Consider the following 20,988-nt stretch of genomic DNA (forward strand, 5'->3'; position numbering starts at 1 on the left):
CCAGGTCCCGCAGGAGGGCCATGACACCGTGCGGACGTGGACGCTGGCGCACTGCCGAACGGGCGCCGGAGTCAGTTCGCGCCGGCCAGCGTCCCGCCGGAGCCGGTCGGCATGAGCTCGTCGAGCAACGCCTCTGTCTCCGCCTCGAGCGGGACGCCGTCCATGCGCGCGATCATCGCCTCGACCGTCTGCATGACGCCCGCGACGCCGCTCATCGCGTGACGCGAGCGGACCATCGCGCGCCACAGCCGCTGCTCGGTCGGCCAGGCCCGCAGACCTGCCGCCGCTGCGTCGGACGCCCCGCTCGGGTCGTCCTCGCCGAGCAGCGTCGCAAGCCGGTCAGCCGCGTCCACGACCACCCGTGCGATCTCGCGTGGCAGGTCATCCTCGGACACCCAGGCGAACCGGCCCTGCGGCGTCCCGGAGAACGCCTCGCCCCGGACGAGCTGGAGCCCGCGCCGCAGCATCTCGACCTCTTCGCGCTCGCTCGAGACCGTCCGCGACCGCAGGAAGAGGGTGCGTGCACAATCCCAGTCGCAGACGACTGAGTCGGCGAGGCGCAGTCGGCCGTCGGCGGTCTCCTGGAGCAGGTGAGAGCCGTCGACGTCCGAGCCCAGCCAGCCTCGGGCCCGCTCGACGGCGGAGTCGCGGACGTCGGCAGTGACGCCTCGCGGCCACAGCGCGGCGGCGAGGACGGTCGGGTGGACGCCCTCGCGGTGAAGCGCGAGGTGGACGACCATCTCTTCGGCGAGCGGACGACGGTCGGCCGCGATCTGACCGGCGCCCTGGACAGCAAGACGCCCCAGCACGCCGATGCGGCGCTGCGCCGTCGCCCAGGCCGCGTCGTCGTGGGTGACCTCAGGTGCACTGACCCGGATGCGGAGACCGTCGTCGGGCCGGTCCGCGGTCCGCGACGCCTCGAAGAGCTCCGCGACGGCCGACACCTGGGCCGCCGTCACTCGGTTGGCGTCCACGGTCAGCCCGAGCTGTGGGGCGCTCAGGGTCCCATTCTCGTCGACGTGCAGCTGCCAGCGCGAGTCACGATGCTCCCCCACCACGACGATCGACAACGTCCGCCGCCCGCCGCCGACCAGTGCACCGAGGCGCTCGGCGATCGACGCGTCAGGGACGCGCCCCGCGACCACGAGGTGCGAGAAGAGCCCACGGCGACGCATCCGGCCGGTGAGGACGTCGTCCGTACGCCCGGCGTAGAACTGCTCGACCTCGCCGATCTCCTGAGCAAGGTCTGTCACACGGACCCGGCCCTCGACCAGCGTCGCAATCTCGTCCGGCAGGTCGGAGATGCTGACGCGTACGGCGTCGGCCCAGGGTGCGGTCGCGGCCTGGAGCGCCATCGCCGCAGCGACCTGCTCGGCGGTCACGACGTCGCCGACGAGCGAGACGACACCGCCGGCGGCCTCGAGGTCGATGAGCACGTCCCGTCCCTCGCCGTCGACTCCGAGCCCGACCAGGCCCGGGTACGGGGCGCTCTCTGCGGGGACCGAACCCCGAGGATCGGCCGTCGAGCGCCAGCGAGCGCCGTCGTCGACCGCCTCCCAGCCCGTGAAGGGCTTGGGCTGCGCGGGCGCCAGCATCAGCTCGACCGACTCGTCGTCGACGAACGCCGCATAGGCAGGGGGTGGCACGGCACCCTCCGTACGGCATGTCGCGGTCAGCGTGCGCAGCGCGTGGTCGAGGCGGCGGACCCGGTCGGTCGTGGCCGAGACACGCAGGTGGGCCTCGACGGCACGCGCGTCATCGCTCGCACGGGTGCCACGCTGGCGCCGACGCTGCAGCGCCAGAGCGCCGAGGACTCCGGCAGCGAGCAGACCGATGCCGCCGTACGAGCGCACGGAGTCGCTGAAGACGGAAGCGGTCTCGACGGCGCCGCCGGCACCGTCCGCGCCGCCCTCTGCCCCACCGGTCTCCGCAGCGTCGTCGACCGGGGCAGGGGTGTCCATCGGCATCGGTGGTGCCTCGACGGGCGCGGGGGCCGGCGCGGCGACGCGCTCGACTCCGACGGCGTCCTCGGGCATCACGAGCTCCCAGCCCGGATGGATCAGCCGCGCGAGCTCGACCTGACCGCCGTCGGGCTGCTCGCGGTCCTTGTTGAGGTGGTAGATCTCCTGATAGCGACGACCGTCGCCGAGATGGCGCTCGGCGATGTCCCACAGGTTGTCGTGGTAGCCGGCCTTCGGCGCCTTGACGGTGTAGACCTTCTTGCCGACGAGCGGGCTGTGCTCACGGTCGGCCTGGCTGGCAGCGCCGGCTTGATCGACGCCAGCGACCACCGAGGTCTGCTGGAGCGAGGAGTCCACCATGACCACGCGGGTCGACGGCGACACGTGGTCGGCGGCGGAGGTCGCAGCCTGGGCGGGCCCCGCGACGATGCCCGACATCAGGAGCACACCGATGAGGACGCGGGCGAGATGCTGGAGCGGGCCAGCGAGCGGCACCGTGCGGGCAAGTCCACCGCGGCGCGCTGCGACGGCCTCGACGACGACGCACACCACGAACCACACCCAGGCGAGCCACACGACGGCCACGAGCACCGTGAGGAGATCGTCCATGCTGAGCTGACGGGCCGCATCGGTCAGCGATGGCAGGCTCGTCGGGATCGGCGGAGGGCCGGAGAGCAGCACGAGCGCGACGGGAAGGCCGACCAGCAGCAGGCCGAGGGCAGCGACTGCTCCGAGAACCTCTAGCGGCCGGCGGCTCTGCCGTGGGGGCATCCGCGCCTCGGCGAACCGGGTCGGGTCACCGGCGCGGTCGTCCTTCGCACGAGATGTGGTCCTCGTCATCGCTCCCCCTGCTGGCAGCACGGTCGGTCGTCGCTCATGATCGCATCACTGTGGTTCGGTCTCGGGGACGGCGCGGGCGGTGGCGTTGACGTCGAACCGACGGATGCCCACCAGCCCGAGGAACGCCGTGTCGGTGGAGTCGCGCACGTCGACGTCGACCGAGCCGGCGTTGACCCGTACGGTGAACTGCCCTGCGCCGTAGCCGCGACGTGCCAGGTAGCCGGCGGCGCGCGTCCCGGCGAGCTGCTGGTCGATGACGAGCGTGCCGTCGGCGCGCAGCTGCTCGATGTTGATCGAGTCGGCGGCGATCCGGGCCGCCTGCTCAGCGTCGTCTGCGGCCCGCATGCGCGCGTTGATGGCGAGGCCGCCGTCGATCGCGAGTCCGGCACACACCAGGAGGACGACCGACATGCCGAGGACGAAGACGGCCGCCGCACCGCGCTCGTCGCCGGACGCGCGGCGCAGAGTCCGGTCGCGCCACGCTGTGAGCGCGCGGGTCATCCGTACCTCCGGTAGGTGTCGATCGGCGCTGCTCCGCTCGCGGTCAGGGTCTGGGTGCCGCCGAGGCCGATGAGGCCGAGGCCGCGGTTCGACACCTCGCAGCGCATGTCCACCTCGACGATGCCGCCGGCGGAGAAGTTGCCGCCGATGCCGGAGACCCGGCAGCTGCCGGTGCTGCCGAGCGCCGCCGTCGCGACGGTGGCTGCGGCGGTACGGGCCTCGTCGGCGGTACGGGCGAACGACGCGGCCCGCGCGGCGTCGCGTGCCGCGGCCTCGATGTCGCCCTTGACCGCGACGTAACGCCCTCCCGCCACGACAAGGAGGGTGAACATCACGAGGATCGGCACGAAGAAGACGACCTCGACCGACATCGACCCCCGCTCCTCCCCCGAGCCGCGGCCCATGAGCCGCCTCCGCGGACGCCGCAGTGCTCTCACGGCGCATCCTCCACGAACTGCTCGATGGGGCCCTGCACCTCTTCGGTGACACGGACCGCGCCGATGAACGGGAGCAGCCGGACAGCATCGGCGGAGACGACCGTACGCATCTGGTCGCCCCCGACGGGTGTCACCGCGACATTGACGTCGGAGATCATGCCACCGCCGAGGTTGGCGGCGTACGCACGGCCGCGAGCCTCCGCAGCGGCCGGGTCGGCGGTGATGCGTGCCGTACGGGATGCTTCACGCGCCGCAGCGGAGACCGCCTGGTTGCCCAGATAGATGAAGGCGGCCTGGACCGTGAGGATGATCGCGATCATGAGCAGGGGCATGTACATGACCAGCTCGATGCTGGAGTAGCCCTCCTCATCGCGGTGGCGCAGTCGCCTGCGCCACCGTCGTACGCGATCGGTCATCACGGTCTTACGGGTTCTCGATCTGGTCGCCGATTTTGTCCGCCTGGCCCTCGAGGGCTCCCTTGAGGATCCCTCCGACCGCGATACAGATGCCGACCACGACGGCCGCGATCACCACCCACTCGACGGCCGAGGCGCCCTCCTCGGAGCGTGCCTTGCGCCAACGCACGTCCAGGATGGTGAGGAGATACCCCAGTGGGCTCAGCGGGTTGATCATGGGAACTCCAGAAGGTTGAAGGGACAGGTCACATGCCGAGGAGCTCGGCCACGGCAGGATAGATGAGGAAGAGCAGGAAGCCTACGCACAGCAGCAGTTGAGCGACGAGCATGGACTGCGACCGCTCGGCCGCACGGCTCTCGGCGTCGGCGAGCTCGCGCTGGCGCATGGACGCCGCACGCGCCGAAAGCGACTCGCGCACCTGCGCACCGTCCTCGGCGACGAGGGCGAGGGCCGCCGCCAGGTCGCGCAGCTCCTCGATGGCCATCTCGGTGCCGAGGTCGCCGAGCGCGTTCCAGGGGGTGACACCCTGAAGGCGCGAGGACTCGATCGTGTCGCGGATCCGGACCATCGCCCAGCCGTCGCTCAGCTCGGCGGCGGTCGCCAGCGCCTCGGGGACACCGCGTCCGCCCGCGAGATTCATCGAGACGAGATCGAGGTAGGCGCTGACGACGTGGCGGAAGTCGCGCCGACGGTCGGCGGCCTCGGTCGCGAGCTGCGCGCTCGTCAGGACGGCGCCACCGACCGCGCCGAAGACGGCGAGCCAGACAGGGATCGTCCAGCTGACACTGAAGAACATCGAGGCAGGGATCATGATGATCACCGGCGCGAAGAAGCCCGCGACTGCAGCGAGCACCGTCATGCCGAGATGGGTCTCGACCGAGCGCCCCATCACCGCCAGATCGGCGCGAACCTTGATCGGGACGCTCCAGCCGCGCGACTCGAGGAACGTCGACACGGACGACCCGAGCTTGCGGACGCGAGCGGACTCCGCCTGGTGGCGCCGGTCGGCCGTCAGCGACGTCCGGACGCGCGAGCGCTGGCTCATCGCATCGAGGTGCGCCAGCTCGGCGGCAGCGGTGCCGGAGCCTGTGTCGTACATCCGGACCAGTGCGAGGATGCCGACGCCGACGAGGCCGCCTGCGAGCAGAACGAGGATCATCGGCGATCCCCCGACGAGCTCGACGTGAGCAAGAAGCGCTCGGGGATCTCGAACACGGAGAGACGCCGCATCCAGACGAACCCGAGCGCGAAGAAACCGAGCACGATCAGCAGGACCATCTGGCCGACCGGGCTGCCGTACGGGGCGACGTACTCGCGGTTGAACACCGCGAGCCCGACGACGAACAGGACGGTGATACCGATGACGATCTGGACGCTCCGTCGGGTGCTGGCGCGGCCGGCGACCACCCGGCGACGCATCTCCAGCTCCTCGCGCGCAGACTCCGCCAGCGAGGTGAGCACCTCTCGAAGCCCAGGTCCGCGCAGGCGCGAGTTGAGCATCAGCGCGGCGATCACCATGTCCGCGCTGCTGTCGTCGAGGTCGTCCGCAAACTGCTGGAGCGCCGTCGGGAGCGGCGTGCGCATGCGCAACCGGTCGGAGAGGTCGATGAGCTGCGGCGAGATCGCGGGAGATGCTGCGTACGCGGTCGCGGGGATCGCCTGCTCGAGGCCGACCGCGCCGGCGATCGTGTCGCGCAACGACTCGGTCCACGCGGCCAGGCCGTCGAGCCGGGCGATGGCGATCTTCTCGCTGCTCGCTCCCCCGACGAGGTAGGGCGCGAGGACGACGAGCGCCGCACCCGCGGCCGCCAGCACCGGCCACCGGGTGAGCACCAGCAGCGCGAGGGCGACGCCGAGCGCGATCGGCAGCCGGGCACCGAAGCGCTTCACGCGTGTGAGGAGGGTCGACGAGGTCGCCACCCCCGACGGCTCCTGCGGGGTGAGTGACCAGACGAGCAGGAGGATGCCCGCGCCGACGACGGCCCCGAGCAGGACCACCAGCATGATCGTCTGGCTGGCCATCACACCCCCTGAGACTGGTAGACGCCCGGCACGTAGCCAGCCGTCTCGAGCTCGTCGATGCAGCTGACCGCGGCCGCCGGCACTGCGTGCCCGTCGCGCCCGAGGGCGAAGACCTCGCTGGACAGCACGCGGCCGTCGACACCGTTGACCTCGCGGACCGACGTCACGACACGGCGCAGCCCGCCACCGGTCGCGTAGTCGTTGCGTCGCTTCACGAACACGACGAAGTCGATCGCGCCCGCGATGAGCATCATCGCCGCCTCGGCCGGCAGACGCTCGGCCGACTGGATCGCGTACGTGCAGATGCGGTTGAAGACCTCGATCGACGAGTTGGCGTGGATCGTCGAGAGCGAGCCGTCGTTGCCCTGGCTCATCGCGTTGAGCATCGTGACGATCTCGTCACCGAGCACCTCGCCGACGATGACGCGGCTCGGGTTCATGCGCAGCGACCGGCGTACGAGGTCGGCCATACCGATGTAGCCGCGGCCCTCGGAGTTGGGCAGGCGCTCCTCGAAGGCGACGACGTTGGGGTGGAGGTCGGGGTACTTGTCGAGCCCGAGCTCGAGCGCGCGCTCCACCGTGATCAGCCGCTCGTGGGCGGGGATCTCGTTGGCCAGCGCGCGCAGCAGCGTCGTCTTGCCGGCGTTGGTCGCCCCCGCGATCATGATGTTCTTGCGCGCGGCCACCGCCGCGGACAGGAAGCTCGCGAGGTCGGGAGACATCGTCTCGTTCTCGACCAGCATGTCCAGCGACACCCGTGACAGGCGCGCGCGGCGGATCGACAGCGACGGCCGCTGCGTGACCCCCATGACGGCCGACAGGCGGCTGCCGTCGGGCAGCCGCAGGTCGAGCTGGGGGTTGGCGGTGTCGAACGGGCGGCTCGTCAGCCCGGAGTGGGCAGCCAGCACCTGGACGAGCTCGACCAGCTCGTCGTCCGAGTCGGCGACAGGCGGGAGCATCCGCTCCTCGCCGTCGGCGTAGCCCACGAAGACGCTGTCGTAGCCGTTGATGTCGATGTTCTCGACGTCCGGGTCGTCGAGCAGCGGCTGGAGGCGCCCGACGCCGTACAGAGCGGCGTGGATGCCGTCGGCGAGCTCGGCCTCCTCGGTCGTGTCCGGCGGGGTACGGCCGGCGGAGATCTCGGACCGCGCATGGGTCTCGAGCACCCGCGCGATGACGGCGCGCGCGTACTGGCGCTCGTCCTCGCTGGTCATCGGCGGCAGGCCCGAGTCGGCGTCCTCGCGACGCTGGCGCGAGACCGCATCGGCGACCTCGCCGCGCAGACGCCTCAGCACGAGCTGGTCCATCAGACGACCTCCTCGGACCAGAACGGCACACGAGACGCCACGAGCGCGTGGACCTCGGGCACGACGTCCACGAGCGAGCGGTGCCACAGGGTGCGTCGTACAGCACGCTCGGAGGAGGTGCGCAGGTTCTGGACCACCTTGGGGTCGTACGCGACGGTGCCCAGCACCGGCACAGGAACCCCGGCGGAGGCGAGCAGCCGGGCGAGGTCGTCACGCGCGCGCTTGTCGCGGGGGTCGCCCACGAGCAGCACCCCCGTCGGAACGCCGTCGACGCCGCCGATCCGCAGAGGCTCGCGCAGCCACAGCAGGCGCTCGCGCAGGTGGGCGAGCGCGGAGACGTCGGACCTCGCGACGAGCACGAGCGCAGAAGATTGCTCGACGACCGGCGCGATCGGGGACCCGGGCGTCAGTCGGCCGCAGTCGGCGAGCACGGGGCGCGCCTCTGCCAGCAGACCGGCAGCCACGTGCGGCCAGGCGAGACCGAGGCCCTGGACCTGCCCGGGAGCACTCACGCCAACGAGGGCGTCGATGCCCTCGTCGGTGGGCTGGAGGTGATCGGCGAGGGCCGACGCCCGCCCACCGCGTACGGCGACGGCATACGAGAGGAGCCCGGTCTCGCGGTCGAGCGGCACCCCGTCCTCGCGGCGCTGCCGGAAGGCGAGGTCACCCCCGACCGGGTCGAGCTCGGCCACGACGGGCGCAGCGGGCCACACGCTCGCGAGGCCGGTGACCGTCTGGGTCACCCCGGGCGATCCCTTGGCCGAGGCGAAGGCGACGAGCGTCATCGTGGTCCTCCGAGGACCGACAGGTCGGCCTCGTCGACCGCAACGCCGCGGCGGATCAGTGCGATGCCGAGGCGCTCGCCGGCAGAGGCGTCGACGACGTCGTCGGCCGCACGGGACGGCACCATCAAGGTCGCACCGCCGCCACCCGAACCTCCGTCGACGAGGCCACCGGACTCGGCCGTCGACGTGCGCAGCACGATCGCCGTCGCCAGCGGAGTGGGCTCGCCACCTGCGCCTTCGGCGAGGCGGATCAGACGGACCTCGTCGCCCGAGCGCAGGTCGGTCGGGGCCCGCCCGCCCACGAGCTGGACGCCGACCCGGGCGGTGTCGTCGGCCAGCACCTCACCGGTGGTGAGCATCGTGGTGTCGAGGAGCTGCCCCTCGCTGATCGGCACTCGCGCGTACGTGCCGAGCACCTCGGACACCTGGTCCTCGGGGACGATCTTGAGGCCTTCGCTCGCGACCATGGACGTGCTGAGGAGATCGGTCGTGATCTCCGTGCCGGCCGGCACGTCCTGCTTGACGACGATCACGGAGGTGCGGCTGTCGAGGTTGACCGCGAGAAGTCCGGCCAGTGCGGCCCCACCGACGATCAGCAGCACAGCGAGCGCGGCCATGGCCGGACGGCGGCGGCGCGGCGGGGCGGGACGGTCGGACTTCGCCGCGGCGAGCGACTGGCGGGTGCGGACGCCTCGCGCGGCACGCTCTCGCTGCCGGTCGTGGACGGACACGCCAGAAGTTCGGGTGGACTCCGCCATGACGCAGTGTCTCCTCGTGATGGGCTGCCGGGGTCAGGCGTACGGGAGCGACGACGGTCCCGAGATCGTTGACGTGGACCAGAGCAGTCTAGGTGCAACGCGGGTCACACAAGAAATCTCTGGTCGCCTCGTGGACGGGTCAGTGGGGCGCGACGATTGCCTGCGACTCCCGTACCGGGATCGTCTGGTTCGCCCACTCGGTCTCCAGCTGTGACGGCGCACCTGGGATGTCACGCACTTGGTTCCCGAGACGGAACTCCAGTGTGTAGACCAACCGCATCCGAGCGGTGAACGTCCCGCCGAGGGACGACTTGGCGTACGCGTGGACGCACGCATCCGACCGCCTGACCCTGAAGGGGCACCGCTTCGCTCCGGTGCTGTCACCCGGGTCGACCTCCATGTGGTCGGGCCGCGCGACGGCGACGACGCCGAGGGCCTCGCCACTGATCGCCCTGCGGGTGGCCCCCGCTGCCCACCACCACGTGTCGAGGCTGACGAACGTCCGGCCAGGCGGGTTGAAGGTCGGGGTGAAGTCGGGGAGCGGGATCCGGGCGATCGCACGCCGCGCGCGCTCGCCGAGCGGCGGAGGGGTGGGCTCGGCGCCCGACCAGAAGTAGCGCTCGTACGTCGTGCCGTCGGGACGCTCGCACTCCCAGTAGATGGCGTGAGCATCCGGGTCGGGCTTCTCAGACGGATCGAGCCCGTTGTCCTCGGGCTCCTGGAGCGCGGCCGGATCGTTGCGGAAGCAGCGCGCGTCGCCGTCGCAGTAGTCGTTGTAGAGCGAACCGGAGAGATCGCATTGAGGCTCGACGATGTCGTCGCCCCCGTCGTTCCCCCCGTCGTCGCCGGGCCCGCCCGGGGTCCCGGGGTCGACACAAACCAGGACGCCGTCGTCTCCGGCCACCCAGTCGCACTCCGGGTCGGCCTGCGCCGCTGGAGCCGCCATCAGGACGGCGCCGATCGTCGCGGTCGCCACGGCAAGCCGCGCCCCCATCCTCACCACGTGCCTCAGCATGCGCCCCGCTCACCCCTTCGCTCGACGCCGACGACGTACCAGCCCTCGGTGTCCCTCTTCAACGTCATCGCGATCGAGACCGGCGTCGTGGGCGGCGGCGAGACCGCCTCGCCGTCCTGCTCCGCGCCCCACCCGCTCTCGTCCCAGCAGACGACCGCTCGCGCGCCGCTCTTCTTCATCGCGACCTCGGGCTCGCCGATCACCGGGCGCCCCACCCGCCGGAAGCCGCGTTCCTTGTAGTCGCCGGCGGTCGTCAGGTTGCGTTCCACGAACGCGCCCTTGGCGATCCCTTCGAACAGCGCGGGATCGTTCGACGGCTCGGTCTGGGACACGATGAACGCGTTCCAGTAGCGGGTGACGGCCGCCGACACCGCGGCACTCTCGTCGGCCGTGGTCGCGGTCGCCGTCGGTGTTGCCGAGGACGGGCTCGCCGGCGCCTCGTCGGAGGAGCACGCGCTGACCGAGAGCGCGAGGAGGACGACGCAGGCGGCGGCGGACAGGCGCCTGCCCACGCGTACGGGGGAAGTCACGCCAACAAGATAGTGGTAGCGCGGTCCACGCCGAACTCCCCCTCACCGCGTCGGCAGGAGACTGCTGGCGGGGCGTCGGTCACGCCAGCGGGTTCAGCCGAACCTCGTACGCCCGCGCGCCGGTGACCGCGGCCTGCAGGGCCACGAGCCGAGGCTCCTTCACGTCCAGCCACCGCGGCTCGAGCGTCAGCTCCCGGCCTGCCTCACGCGCCGCCAGCACCTGAGCGACCAGCGCCTTGTCGCCGCCGCCGAACACCTGTCCGGCATCGGGAAGAAGACGCGCCACGACCTCGGAGGCGGCGTCGGCGAGCGCGTCGGCCTGGTTGGCCCTGCGGCGGGCGTAGCGCTGCTGGCTCCAGCCGCCGGCCTTCGTCTTCCCCTGGACGTACCGGGTGCCCGTCTTGTGGGCAACGAGGACACCACCCTCGACGCGACCGATCGCATAGCCGCCGCGGCGGACGAGGACGATCCCGAAGTCGGCCGGCGGGTCCACGTCCTCGTACGAGGCCTCGGCGCCGTCGGGTGCGTGCAGGATCGCGCGGGAACCCTCACGCACGACCAACGGCTCCCCGTGCCGGGCGGAGAAGCGCTCCACCCAGCCAGGGAGCCGCTCGTGCGGGACGAGGACGGTCCGGGTTTCGACAGGCTCAACCACCGGACACCCCGCCGGTCGAGCCAGTCGAGACCACCTCAGACGTTGAACCCGAGGGCGCGCAGCATCTCGCGGCCGTCGTCGGTGATCTTGTCGGGACCCCACGGCGGCATCCAGACCCAGTTGATCCGGAAGTCGTTGACGATGCCCTCGAGCGCCTGACGCGTCTGGTCCTCGATGACGTCGGTCAGCGGGCACGCCGCCGAAGTGAGCGTCATGTCGATCGTCGCGTTGTTGGCGGGGTCGACCTCGACCTCGTAGACGAGCCCCAGGTCGACGACGTTGATCCCGAGCTCGGGATCGACGACGTCCTTCATCGCCTCGTTGACATCCTCAGCCGTCGTGACGCTTCCCGCCGGCCTCAGGTCAACCTCGGGGAGGTCGTCCGTGGTCTGGTCCGGTGCAGTCTCGCTCATCGGCCTTCCTCGCTCTCGTTGGCGACGGCCTGGGCCGTCGCGTCCTTCCACGCCATCCACGACAGCAGCGCACACTTCACCCGGGCGGGGAACTGCGCCACCCCGGCAAACGCGATGCCGTCCTCGAGCACGTCCTCGTCGGGCTCGACCTGTCCGCGCCCCTGCATGAGGGTCTGGAACTCGTCCAGCAGCGCCATGCCTTCGGTCACCGACTTGCCGACGACGAGGTCGTTGAGCACCGACGCGGACGCCTGGCTGATCGAGCAGCCCTCAGCGTCGTACGACACGTCGGCGACCCTGTCGCCCTCGAGGTGCACCCGCAGCGTGATCTCGTCGCCGCACGTCGGGTTGACGTGGTGGACCTCGGCCTCGTACGGGTCACGCAGACCCGCACCGTGAGGCTTCTTGTAGTGGTCCAGGATGATCTCTTGATACAGGGAGTCGACATCCACGCTCGTCACACCACCTTGAAGTACTTTTGGGTGCGTTCGATTCCCTCGACGAGCGCGTCGATCTCCGCCGGCGTCGTGTAGAGGTAGAACGACGCGCGCGTCGTCGACTGCACCCCGAAGCGCTGGTGCGCCGGCTTCGCGCAGTGGTGGCCGGCGCGCACGGCGATGCCGTACGAGTCGAGCAGCTGCGACACGTCGTGCGGGTGGACGCCGTCGAGGGTGAAGCTCACCGCTCCCCCGCGCTCGACTGCCTCGCTCGGCCCCACGATGGTGAGACCGTCGACCTCACCGAGCCGCTTGAGGGCGTACGCGGTGATCTCCCGCTCGTGAGCCGCGACGTTGTCCATGCCGAGCGCCGTGAGGTAGTCGGCGGCAGCGCCGAGCCCGATCGCCTGGACGATCGGCGGCGTGCCGGCCTCGAACTTCGCCGGCGGCGGCGCGTACGTCGAGCGCTCCATCGTCACGGTCTCGATCATCTCGCCGCCCCCGAGGAACGGCGGGAGCTCTTCGAGCAGCGCCTTGCGCCCCCAGAGCACGCCGATCCCGGTCGGGCCCACCATCTTGTGACCGGTGAAGACCACGACATCGGCACCGAGCGCAGAGAAGTCCACCGGCATCTGCGGCACGGCCTGCGAGGCGTCGACCACGACGATCGCGCCGACAGCGTGCGCCCGCGCGATGATCGCGTCGAGCGGGCTGACCGACCCCAGCATGTTGGACACCCACGCGACCGTGACGATCCGCGTGCGCTCATTGACGAGCTCGTCGAGGTTCGACAGGTCGAGCCGGCCCTCGTCGGTCAGACCGAACCACCGCAACGTCGCGCCCGTACGCTGCGCGAGCAGCTGCCACGGGACGATGTTGGAGTGGTGCTCGAGCTCGGTCGTCACGATCTCGTCACCCGGACGGATCTCGAGGTCGCCCACGGCGTTGCGATAGGCGTTGGCGACCAGGTTGAGCGCCTCGGACGCGTTCTTGGTGAACACGATCTCGTCACGCGACGGAGCATGGACGAACGCGGCGACCTTGTCGCGCGCGCCCTCGAACGCCTCGGTGGCCTCGGCGCCGAGCTGGTGCATGGCGCGCGCGACGTTGGCGTTGTGCCGGCGGTAGTGCTCGGCGATCGTCTCGATGACCGCGGTCGGCTTCTGCGACGTGTTCGCGCTGTCGAGGTAGACCAGCGGGCGGTCTCCGGCCATGGTGCGGCTCAGGATCGGGAAGTCCTCTCGAACCTTCTCGACGTCGTAACCGCCGGCGGCACTCATCAGGCTGCGGCCTTGGTGTACTTGTCGTAGCCGTTGGCCTCGAGCTCCTCGGCCAGCCCCGCACCGCCGCTCTCGGCGACCTTGCCGTTGACGAACACGTGCACGAAGTCCGGCTTGATGTAGCGGAGGATGCGCGTGTAGTGCGTGATCAGCAGCACGCCGCGATCACCCTGCGCCGAGAAGCGGTTGACGCCCTCGGACACGATGCGCAGTGCGTCGATGTCGAGCCCGGAGTCGGTCTCGTCGAGGATCGCGAACTTCGGGTTGAGCAGCTCGAGCTGGGCGATCTCGTGGCGCTTCTTCTCGCCGCCGGAGAAGCCCTCGTTGACCGAGCGCTGGCTGAAGGTCTTGTCCAGCGTCATGCGCTCCAGGACACCGTTGACGTCCTTGACCCAGCTGCGCAGCGACGGCGCCTCGCCATCGAGGGCGGTCTTGGCGGCGCGCAGGAAGTTTGCGACCGAGACGCCCGGGATCTCGACCGGGTACTGCATGGCGAGGAACAGGCCCGCACGGGCACGCTCGTCGACGGTCATGTCGAGGATGTCGAGGCCGTCGAGGGCCACCGAGCCGGAGGTGATCTTGTACTTGGGGTGGCCGGCGATGGAGTAGGCGAGCGTGGACTTGCCCGAGCCGTTCGGGCCCATGATCGCGTGCGTCTCGCCCGACTTCACGGTCAGGTCGACGCCCTTGAGGATCTCCTTGGCGCCGTCCTCGGTGGCCACCGAGACGTGCAGGTCGTGGATCTCGAGAGTGGACATGTGTGGTGACTCCGTAAATTTCTTGAGGATCAGATGCTGGGGCTGGTCACGTCGACGAGGACGGTCGCGTCCTCGGTGACCTTGCAGGGATAGACCGGCACTGGCTCGGTCGCCGGCAGGTTGAGGACCTCGCCGGTGCGGACGTCGAAGCGCGAGCCGTGGAGCCAGCACTCGAGGGTGCAGTCCTCCACGTCGCCCTCCGACAGCGGCACCGCCGCGTGCGAGCACTCGTCACGGACGGCGAAGACCTCCTCGCCGCAACGGACGAGCGCGACGTCGAGGCCCTCGACCTCGACCGCCAGCACTCCCCCGTCAGGGACGTCGGCGAACTGTGCCGCGTACGCGAACCCGCTCATGGCTCAGGCCTCCGTGGCCGCCACCACGTCGGCGACACCGACGTGCTTGGCGAGCTCGGCCTCGACGGTCTGCAGCAGACGGTCCTGGATCTCCGGGACGCCGGTACGGCGGATCACGTCGTTGAAGAAGCCGTGCACGACGAGGCGGCGCGCCTCAACCTCCGGGATGCCGCGGCTCTGCAGGTAGAACAGGTGCAGGTCGTCGAACCGGCCGGTCGTCGACGCGTGACCTGCGCCCTCGATCTCGCCGGTCTCGATCTCCAGGTTCGGCACCGAGTCGGCACGTGCCCCGTCGGTGAGGACGAGGTTGTCGTTGCTCTCGTACGTGTCGATGCCGACGCCCTCCTTGCGGATCAGCACGTCGCCGATCCACACGGTGTGGGCGTCCTTGCCCTGGAGCGCGCCCTTGTACTCGACCTTGCTGCGCCCCTTGGGGTTGTTGTGGTCGACGAAGAGGCGGTGCTCGAGGTGCTGACCGGCGTCGGCGAAGTAGAGGCCGAGCATCTCGACGTCACCGCCGGTGCCGGCGTACTCGACCGACGCGTTGATGCGCACGAGGTCGCCGCCGAAGCTGACGAGCACGTGCTTGAGGCTCGCGTCGCGGCCGACGTGCGCGTGGTGGTGCGACACGTGCACGGCGTCGTCGTCCCAGTCCTGGACTGCGACGACAGTCAGCTGGGCGCCGTCGCCGAGGACGATCTCGACGTTCTCGGCCCAGGTCGCCGAGCCGACGTAGTCGATGACGACCGTGGCCTTCGAGAACGCCTCGGCCGTGATGACGACGTGGCCGGCGCCCGCCTTCTCCGAGCCCGTACCGCGGAACGTGACCCAGGTGGGCTGCGACGCGACGGCCTCGGCGGGGACGGTCACCTTGAACAGACGGTCCGACGCCTCCCAGGCGCGCGCCGAGATCCGGTCGACGGGCTTGTACGTCGACGAGCCGCGTACGGGGTCGTCGATGTCGACCGACTCAGCCCGCACCTCGGGCGCGGCGTCGATCGAGACCTCGTAGTCGTGGCCGTCCAGCGGCGCGTCCTTGTGGAGGTCACGCAGGCGCTTCAGCGGGGTGAAGCGCCAGATCTCCTCGAGCCCCCTGGGCACCTCGTGGTCGGCAGGGTCGAACGACCCCTCCGGGTGCAGGTGGCTGACGACCCTGGTCTCGACCGGGCCGGCGAGAGGGCCAGCAGACGTTGTAGTAGTGGTGGGGGCGGTCACCCGACGGCACCTTCCATTTGCAGTTCGATCAGACGGTTGAGCTCGAGCGCGTACTCCATCGGGAGCTCGCGCGCGATGGGCTCGACGAAGCCACGCACGATCATCGCCATCGCCTCGTCCTCCTCCATCCCGCGGCTCATCAGGTAGAAGAGCTGGTCGTCGCTGACCTTGGAGACCGTGGCCTCGTGGCCGAGCGACACGTCGTCCTCACGGACGTCGACGTACGGGTAGGTGTCGGAGCGGCTGATGTCGTCGACGAGCAGCGCGTCGCACTTGACGGTGGAGGCGGAGTGCTCGGCGCCCTCCTGGACCTGGAGCAGGCCACGGTACGACGCACGGCCACCGCCGCGCGCGACCGACTTGGAGATGATCGAGCTCGACGTGTGCGGCGCGGCGTGGACCATCTTGGCGCCGGAGTCCTGGTGCTGGCCCTCGCCGGCGAAGGCCAGCGACAGCGTCTCGCCGCGGGCGTGCTCGCCCATCAGGTAGATCGCCGGGTACTTCATGGTCACCTTGGAGCCGATGTTGCCGTCGACCCACTCCATCTGGGCGCCCTCCTCGCAGGTGGCGCGCTTGGTGACCAGGTTGTAGACGTTGTTCGACCAGTTCTGGATCGTCGTGTAGCGGCAGCGGCCGCCCTTCTTGACGATGATCTCGACGACCGCGGAGTGCAGCGAGTCGGTCTTGTAGATCGGCGCGGTGCAGCCCTCGACGTAGTGGACGTACGCGTCCTCGTCGACGATGATCAGCGTCCGCTCGAACTGGCCCATGTTCTCGGTGTTGATCCGGAAGTAGGCCTGCAGCGGGATGTCGACGCGGACCCCCTTGGGCACGTAGATGAACGAGCCGCCCGACCAGACCGCCGAGTTGAGCGCGGAGAACTTGTTGTCGCCGACCGGGATCACGGTCGCGAAGTACTCCTGGAACAGCTCCGGGTGCTGCTTGAGCGCCGTGTCGGTGTCGAGGAAGATGACGCCCTGCTCCTCCAGGTCCTCGCGGATCTGGTGGTAGACAACCTCGGACTCGTACTGCGCGGCGACACCGGCGACCAGGCGCTGCTTCTCGGCCTCGGGGATGCCGAGGCGGTCATACGTGTTCTTGATGTCCTCCGGGAGCTCCTCCCAGGAGGTCGCCTGCTTCTCGGTGGAGCGGACGAAGTACTTGATGTTGTCGAAGTCGATGCCGCCCAGGTCGGCGCCCCACGTCGGCATCGGCTTGCGGCCGAAGAGCTTGAGGCCCTTCATCCGCAGGTCGAGCATCCACTGGGGCTCGTCCTTGCGCGAGGAGATGTCGCGGACGACGTCCTCGTTGAGACCCCGCTTGGCGCTCGCTCCCGCGATGTCGGGATCGGCCCAGCCGAAGTCGTACCGGCCGAGGCCCTCGAGCTCGGGATTGGCTTGCTCGATGGCGTTGGGCACGGCGCTGACGCCGGTGTCCGGGGTGGTGGTCATCGGGTGGTCCTCTCGTCGGTCATGAAGGCAGTGCTCGAAAGCGTGGCGGGAGTGTCGGGCACGTACGTGGTGCACACACCGTCGCCGTGGGCGATGGTGGCGAGACGCTGCACGTGATGTCCCAACATCCGGGCGAACGCTTCCGTTTCCGCTTCGCAGAGCTCGGGGAACGCGGCCGCCACGTGGGCGACCGGGCAGTGGTGCTGGCACACCTGGGTGCCTCCGGGTGCCTGCCGCACGGTGGCGGCATAACCGTCCTCGGCCAGCGCCTCGGCCAGGACCTCGGGTCGCTGCTCGGGCGTGGTGTCCTCAAGCAAGGGCAGCAGACGACGCTCGAACTCCTGGCTGCGCCGCCTGGCGAACTCCTTCACCGCGTCCTCGCCGAGCGTATCGGCGACAAACCGCAGCGCACTGACCGCCAGGTCGTCGTAGTCCTGCTCGAACGCCTCGCGGCCCTCGTCGGTGAGGGCGAAGGCCTTGGCCGGCCGTCCCCTGCCACGCCGCTGCGAGAGCGGACGCTCGGCGGCGACCTCGATCATCTCCTCGTCGAGGAGGGCATCGAGATGGCGGCGAACGGCGGCAGGTGTCAGCTCGAGCCGCTCGGCTAGCTGGGCGGCTGTGGACGGGCCCTCGTGCATGATGCTGCGCACCACGCGCTCACGAGTCGGCGACTCGTCAGAGAGCTCCCGTGCGGATTTCACAACACCAGTGTGCCCTTATTGCTCGTGCGCATTCAACGAAGGATGTCCTTAGTAACCCCGGTCACACGGAAGGGCGCTCACGAGAAGTAGGTCGCCCCACCGGGTGGGCCGGGCGATGGCTCCGCGTCGGCGTCCGTGAATGGGACTCCGCCGCCGAGGATGCTGTCGCGCTCTGCCCCCGCGAGCACGCGGTAGGGGAACGCCGACGAGGCCGCACGCCGCGCCATGCCCTCCACCGGCAGCGGCACCCGGCTCGCGACCAGCAGGACGTTCCCGAAGCGTCGCCCCTTGAGCGTCGCTGGCTCCGCGCTCACGACGACCTCGCCGAACGTCGTGCGAACCGCCGCCAGCACCCGACGGGCGTACCGGAACGGCCCTCGGTCTGCCACGTTCGCGAGCAGCACACCGTCGGGTCGCAGCACCCGCGCGACCTCGGCGAACGCCTCGGCCGTCGTCAGCTCGGCCGGGACGACAGGCCCGTCGAAGGCGTCGAGCACGACCACGTCGGCATACGAGTCGCGCAGTTCCGCGAGCCCTTCACGCCCCCCGATGGGCCGCACCTTGATCCCGCTGCGGCTGGGCAGCGGGAGGTGCTCGCGGACGTACGAGGTGAGGTCTGCGTCGGGCTCGAGGACGACCTGCGCCGAGCGGGGGCGGGTCGCGGCGACGTACCGGGGCAGGGTCAGCCCGGCACCGCCGACGTGGACGACGCTGATCCGGTCCGGGGCGGAGCGCAGGAGGTCGAGCGTGTCAGCGATCCGCTGGACGTACTCGAACACGAGCCGGGTCGGGTCTGCCAGGTCGACGTGCGACTGGTCGGCCCCGCCCACGCGGAGAGTGAACGCATGGCTCCGCCCAGGCTCGGGGGCGAGCGTGATCTGGCGTTCCACGGCGAGAGACTACGTGCCCGCGCGCGCGAACGCGCATCGTGTCCCCGCGAAGGCCTAGGTTGGTCGCATGCCTGCAGCAGCGACCGAGGTCGAGGTCGAGTCCCCCGGTGGGAGCCGTGCCGTCCGGGTGAGCAGTCCCGACCGCGTGATCTACGAGGCGACGCCATGGTCGGGCGAGGTGACCAAGCTCGACGTCGTCCGCTACTACCTCGCGGTGGGTGACGGCATCATGCGCGCGTTGCGCGAGCGCCCGACCACGCTCGAGCGGTGGCCCAAGGGGGTCCGCGAGGGCATGACACTGTCGACCCGGGTCGACAACCGCGGCGACGCGTTCTATCAGAAGCGCCTCCCCAAGGGCGCTCCCGACTTCGTCCAGTCGGCCCGCATCGAGTTCCCGTCGGGCCGCTCGGCCGACGAGGTCTGCCCCACCGAGCTCGCGACGGTCGCGTGGGCGGCGCAGATGGGCACGCTCACGTTCCACCCGTGGCCGGTCCGTCGCGAGGCCGCCGAGCACCCCGACGAGCTGCGCATCGACCTCGACCCCCAGCCGGGGACGGACTTCACCGACGCCGTACGGGTGGCCGGTCAGGCGCGGGCCCTGCTCGACGACCTCGGCATGGTCGGCTTCCCCAAGACGAGCGGCAACCGGGGCGTGCACGTCTACGTCCGCATCGAGCCGCGGTGGTCCTTCACCGACGTCCGTCACGCCGCGATCGCGTTCGGTCGCGCGCTCGAGCGCCGTACGGACGGGGTCACCACGAACTGGTGGAAGGAAGAGCGAGGCGCGCGCATCTTCGTCGACTTCAACCAGAACGCCCGCGACCGGACGATCGCCAGTGCCTACAGCCTGCGCCCGAAGCCGGGCGCGCCGGTCTCCACCCCCGTGACCTGGGACGAGCTCGCGACGCTCGACGACCCGCGCGCCTTCACCCTCCACACGGTGCCGCCGCGCTTCGCCGAGCTCGGCGACCTCCACGCGGCCATCGACGACACGGCGTGCTCGCTCGAGCCACTGCTCGACCTGTACGCCCGCGACGAGGAGCAGGGGCTCGGCGACATGCCGTACCCACCCGACTACCCCAAGATGCCGGGCGAGCCGCCGCGTGTGCAGCCCAGCCGCAAGAACGCTGCCAACTGGGCCGACGAGGACGCGCCCGAGGGCTGACGGATGTGGGTGCTGCACGTCGATCTCGACCAGTTCATCGCCGCGGTCGAGGTGCTGCGCCGTCCCGAGCTCGCTGGGCTCCCCGTGATCGTCGGTGGCCGCGGCGACCCGACCGAGCGTGCGGTTGTGTCGACGGCGTCGTACGAGGCGCGGGAGTTCGGCGTCCGGTCCGGCATGCCCCTGCGGACGGCGGCCAAGAAGTGCCCTGACGCGGTGTTCCTGCCCGTCGACAAGCCGGCGTACGACGAGGCGTCCGAGCAGGTGATGGCGGCGCTGCGCAGCTTCGGCACGGCGGTCGAGGTCCTCGGGTGGGACGAGGCGTTCGTCGACGCCGGTCCGGACGCCGACCTCGCGCGCGCGACCGCCCTCGCCCACGCGATCCAGGAGCGGGTCCTCGCGCGGACGCGGCTGCACTGCTCGGTCGGCATCGGCGACAACAAGATCCGCGCGAAGAACGCGACCGACTTCGGCAAGCCTCGCGGCACGTTCACGCTGACCCGTGACAACTGGTGGGCGGTGATGGGTGACCGTCCGGCCGACGGCGTCTGGGGGATCGGCAGCAAGACCGCCGCGAAGCTGGCCGCACTGGGACTTCGCACGGTGCACGAGGTCGGCGACGCGGACGAGGAGCGGCTCGCCGCCGAGCTGGGGCCGACGATGGGCCCGTGGTACCGACGCCTCGCCCGTGGGCTCGACGCCTCCCCCGTCGACCCGACACCGTGGGTGCCCCGCTCGCACGGGCACGAGGAGACGTTCCAGACCGACCTGGACGACCCCGCCGAGGTCGAGGCGCAGGTCCGTCGACTGGCCGTGCTCGCCGCCCGCGACGTGGTCGAGGACGGACGTCCGGCGGTGCGCGTGCGGCTCAAGATCCGCTACGTCCCGTTCGAGACGCGTACCCGCAGCACGAAGCTCGCCGAGCCGACGTCCGATGCCGCGGTGATCGCGGATGCGGCGGCCTCGCTGCTGGAACGGACCGACCGGACCCGCTCCGTACGACTCCTCGGTGTCGCCGCCGAGATGGCCGATCCCCAGTAGCCAACGGCTTGCGTCGACGCGCGTCCTGTGGTTCATTAGTCCAGTAATGAACCACA

Annotated in this window: 24 protein-coding genes; 2 read left to right on the top strand and 22 right to left on the bottom strand. The window is 70.5% G+C overall.

Annotation, left to right across the window (positions count from 1 at the left end; translation table 11 throughout):
• Nucleotides 1-71: 71 nt before the first annotated feature.
• The 22 genes from HCT63_RS07775 to HCT63_RS07880 form a co-directional block, all read right to left on the bottom strand.
• Complete coding sequence (locus HCT63_RS07775; RefSeq protein ID WP_167002930.1) at nt 72-2,801, bottom strand: hypothetical protein; 2,730 nt, start codon at nt 2,799-2,801, stop codon at nt 72-74.
• A 45-nt stretch (nt 2,802-2,846) separates the two neighbouring features.
• Nucleotides 2,847-3,302, bottom strand: a complete 456-nt coding sequence (locus HCT63_RS07780) for a pilus assembly protein TadG-related protein (RefSeq protein WP_167002932.1) — start codon at nt 3,300-3,302, stop codon at nt 2,847-2,849.
• A complete protein-coding gene (locus HCT63_RS07785; RefSeq protein ID WP_243842941.1) occupies nt 3,299-3,739 on the bottom strand; it encodes a TadE/TadG family type IV pilus assembly protein in 441 nt (146 codons plus the stop codon). Before HCT63_RS07785 ends, HCT63_RS07780 begins: the two co-directional genes overlap by 4 nt.
• On the bottom strand, nt 3,736-4,155 hold the full coding sequence (locus HCT63_RS07790) for a TadE family protein (protein ID WP_167002934.1): 420 nt from the start codon (nt 4,153-4,155) through the stop codon (nt 3,736-3,738). The genes HCT63_RS07785 and HCT63_RS07790 overlap by 4 nt, the downstream gene beginning before the upstream one ends.
• A 7-nt stretch (nt 4,156-4,162) precedes the next feature.
• Nucleotides 4,163-4,372 (bottom strand): hypothetical protein, encoded by a 210-nt coding sequence (locus HCT63_RS07795; RefSeq protein ID WP_167002936.1) that lies wholly within the window; start codon nt 4,370-4,372, stop codon nt 4,163-4,165.
• Between the two features lie 28 nt (nt 4,373-4,400).
• On the bottom strand, nt 4,401-5,315 hold the full coding sequence (locus tag HCT63_RS07800; RefSeq protein ID WP_167002938.1) for a type II secretion system F family protein: 915 nt from the start codon (nt 5,313-5,315) through the stop codon (nt 4,401-4,403).
• Nucleotides 5,312-6,178 carry a type II secretion system F family protein gene (locus HCT63_RS07805; protein ID WP_167002940.1) on the bottom strand — a complete coding sequence of 289 codons (867 nt, stop codon included), beginning with the start codon at nt 6,176-6,178 and terminating at the stop codon, nt 5,312-5,314. The genes HCT63_RS07800 and HCT63_RS07805 overlap by 4 nt, the downstream gene beginning before the upstream one ends.
• Nucleotides 6,178-7,485: an ATPase, T2SS/T4P/T4SS family gene (locus tag HCT63_RS07810; RefSeq protein WP_167002942.1), complete on the bottom strand. Its 1,308-nt coding sequence runs from the start codon at nt 7,483-7,485 to the stop codon at nt 6,178-6,180. Before HCT63_RS07810 ends, HCT63_RS07805 begins: the two co-directional genes overlap by 1 nt.
• Nucleotides 7,485-8,270 (bottom strand): hypothetical protein, encoded by a 786-nt coding sequence (locus HCT63_RS07815; protein WP_167002944.1) that lies wholly within the window; start codon nt 8,268-8,270, stop codon nt 7,485-7,487. The genes HCT63_RS07810 and HCT63_RS07815 overlap by 1 nt, the downstream gene beginning before the upstream one ends.
• Nucleotides 8,267-9,028 carry an SAF domain-containing protein gene (locus HCT63_RS07820; RefSeq protein WP_167002946.1) on the bottom strand — a complete coding sequence of 254 codons (762 nt, stop codon included), beginning with the start codon at nt 9,026-9,028 and terminating at the stop codon, nt 8,267-8,269. The genes HCT63_RS07815 and HCT63_RS07820 overlap by 4 nt, the downstream gene beginning before the upstream one ends.
• A 139-nt stretch (nt 9,029-9,167) precedes the next feature.
• The gene (locus tag HCT63_RS07825; RefSeq protein WP_167002948.1) at nt 9,168-10,043 is read right to left on the bottom strand and encodes a hypothetical protein; all 876 of its coding nucleotides are present in this window, start codon (nt 10,041-10,043) and stop codon (nt 9,168-9,170) included.
• Complete coding sequence (locus tag HCT63_RS07830; RefSeq protein ID WP_167002950.1) at nt 10,037-10,573, bottom strand: hypothetical protein; 537 nt, start codon at nt 10,571-10,573, stop codon at nt 10,037-10,039. Before HCT63_RS07830 ends, HCT63_RS07825 begins: the two co-directional genes overlap by 7 nt.
• 79 nt (nt 10,574-10,652) lie before the next feature.
• On the bottom strand, nt 10,653-11,228 hold the full coding sequence (locus tag HCT63_RS07835; RefSeq protein WP_167002952.1) for an acVLRF1 family peptidyl-tRNA hydrolase: 576 nt from the start codon (nt 11,226-11,228) through the stop codon (nt 10,653-10,655).
• Between the two features lie 35 nt (nt 11,229-11,263).
• Nucleotides 11,264-11,641, bottom strand: a complete 378-nt coding sequence (locus HCT63_RS07840; RefSeq protein WP_167002954.1) for a metal-sulfur cluster assembly factor — start codon at nt 11,639-11,641, stop codon at nt 11,264-11,266.
• Entirely contained in the window at nt 11,638-12,093 is a 456-nt protein-coding gene (gene sufU, locus HCT63_RS07845) for a Fe-S cluster assembly sulfur transfer protein SufU (protein ID WP_167002956.1), read from the bottom strand. Before sufU ends, HCT63_RS07840 begins: the two co-directional genes overlap by 4 nt.
• 5 nt (nt 12,094-12,098) lie before the next feature.
• A complete protein-coding gene (locus HCT63_RS07850; RefSeq protein WP_167002958.1) occupies nt 12,099-13,358 on the bottom strand; it encodes a cysteine desulfurase in 1,260 nt (419 codons plus the stop codon).
• Nucleotides 13,358-14,116 (bottom strand): Fe-S cluster assembly ATPase SufC, encoded by a 759-nt coding sequence (sufC, locus tag HCT63_RS07855; RefSeq protein WP_167002960.1) that lies wholly within the window; start codon nt 14,114-14,116, stop codon nt 13,358-13,360. The genes HCT63_RS07850 and sufC overlap by 1 nt, the downstream gene beginning before the upstream one ends.
• Before the next feature lie 29 nt (nt 14,117-14,145).
• Nucleotides 14,146-14,472, bottom strand: a complete 327-nt coding sequence (locus HCT63_RS07860) for a non-heme iron oxygenase ferredoxin subunit (protein WP_167002962.1) — start codon at nt 14,470-14,472, stop codon at nt 14,146-14,148.
• A 3-nt stretch (nt 14,473-14,475) separates the two neighbouring features.
• Nucleotides 14,476-15,612 carry a Fe-S cluster assembly protein SufD gene (gene sufD / locus HCT63_RS07865; RefSeq protein ID WP_167004791.1) on the bottom strand — a complete coding sequence of 379 codons (1,137 nt, stop codon included), beginning with the start codon at nt 15,610-15,612 and terminating at the stop codon, nt 14,476-14,478.
• A 71-nt stretch (nt 15,613-15,683) separates the two neighbouring features.
• On the bottom strand, nt 15,684-17,138 hold the full coding sequence (sufB, locus tag HCT63_RS07870; RefSeq protein WP_167002964.1) for a Fe-S cluster assembly protein SufB: 1,455 nt from the start codon (nt 17,136-17,138) through the stop codon (nt 15,684-15,686).
• Entirely contained in the window at nt 17,135-17,839 is a 705-nt protein-coding gene (locus HCT63_RS07875) for a metalloregulator ArsR/SmtB family transcription factor (protein ID WP_208322337.1), read from the bottom strand. The genes sufB and HCT63_RS07875 overlap by 4 nt, the downstream gene beginning before the upstream one ends.
• A 77-nt stretch (nt 17,840-17,916) precedes the next feature.
• A complete protein-coding gene (locus tag HCT63_RS07880; RefSeq protein WP_243842942.1) occupies nt 17,917-18,729 on the bottom strand; it encodes a fused MFS/spermidine synthase in 813 nt (270 codons plus the stop codon).
• Between the two features lie 67 nt (nt 18,730-18,796).
• Here HCT63_RS07880 and HCT63_RS07885 point away from each other — a divergent pair, with 67 nt between their 5' ends.
• Together HCT63_RS07885 and HCT63_RS07890 are read left to right on the top strand one after the other, a co-directional pair.
• The gene (locus tag HCT63_RS07885) at nt 18,797-19,894 is read left to right on the top strand and encodes a DNA polymerase domain-containing protein (RefSeq protein WP_167002966.1); all 1,098 of its coding nucleotides are present in this window, start codon (nt 18,797-18,799) and stop codon (nt 19,892-19,894) included.
• A 3-nt stretch (nt 19,895-19,897) separates the two neighbouring features.
• Entirely contained in the window at nt 19,898-20,932 is a 1,035-nt protein-coding gene (locus HCT63_RS07890) for a DNA polymerase IV (protein ID WP_167002968.1), read from the top strand.
• The last annotated feature ends 56 nt before the right edge of the window (nt 20,933-20,988 follow it).

It is taken from the genome of Mumia sp. ZJ430 (genome assembly GCF_011751845.1).
Lineage (GTDB): Bacteria > Actinomycetota > Actinomycetes > Propionibacteriales > Nocardioidaceae > Mumia.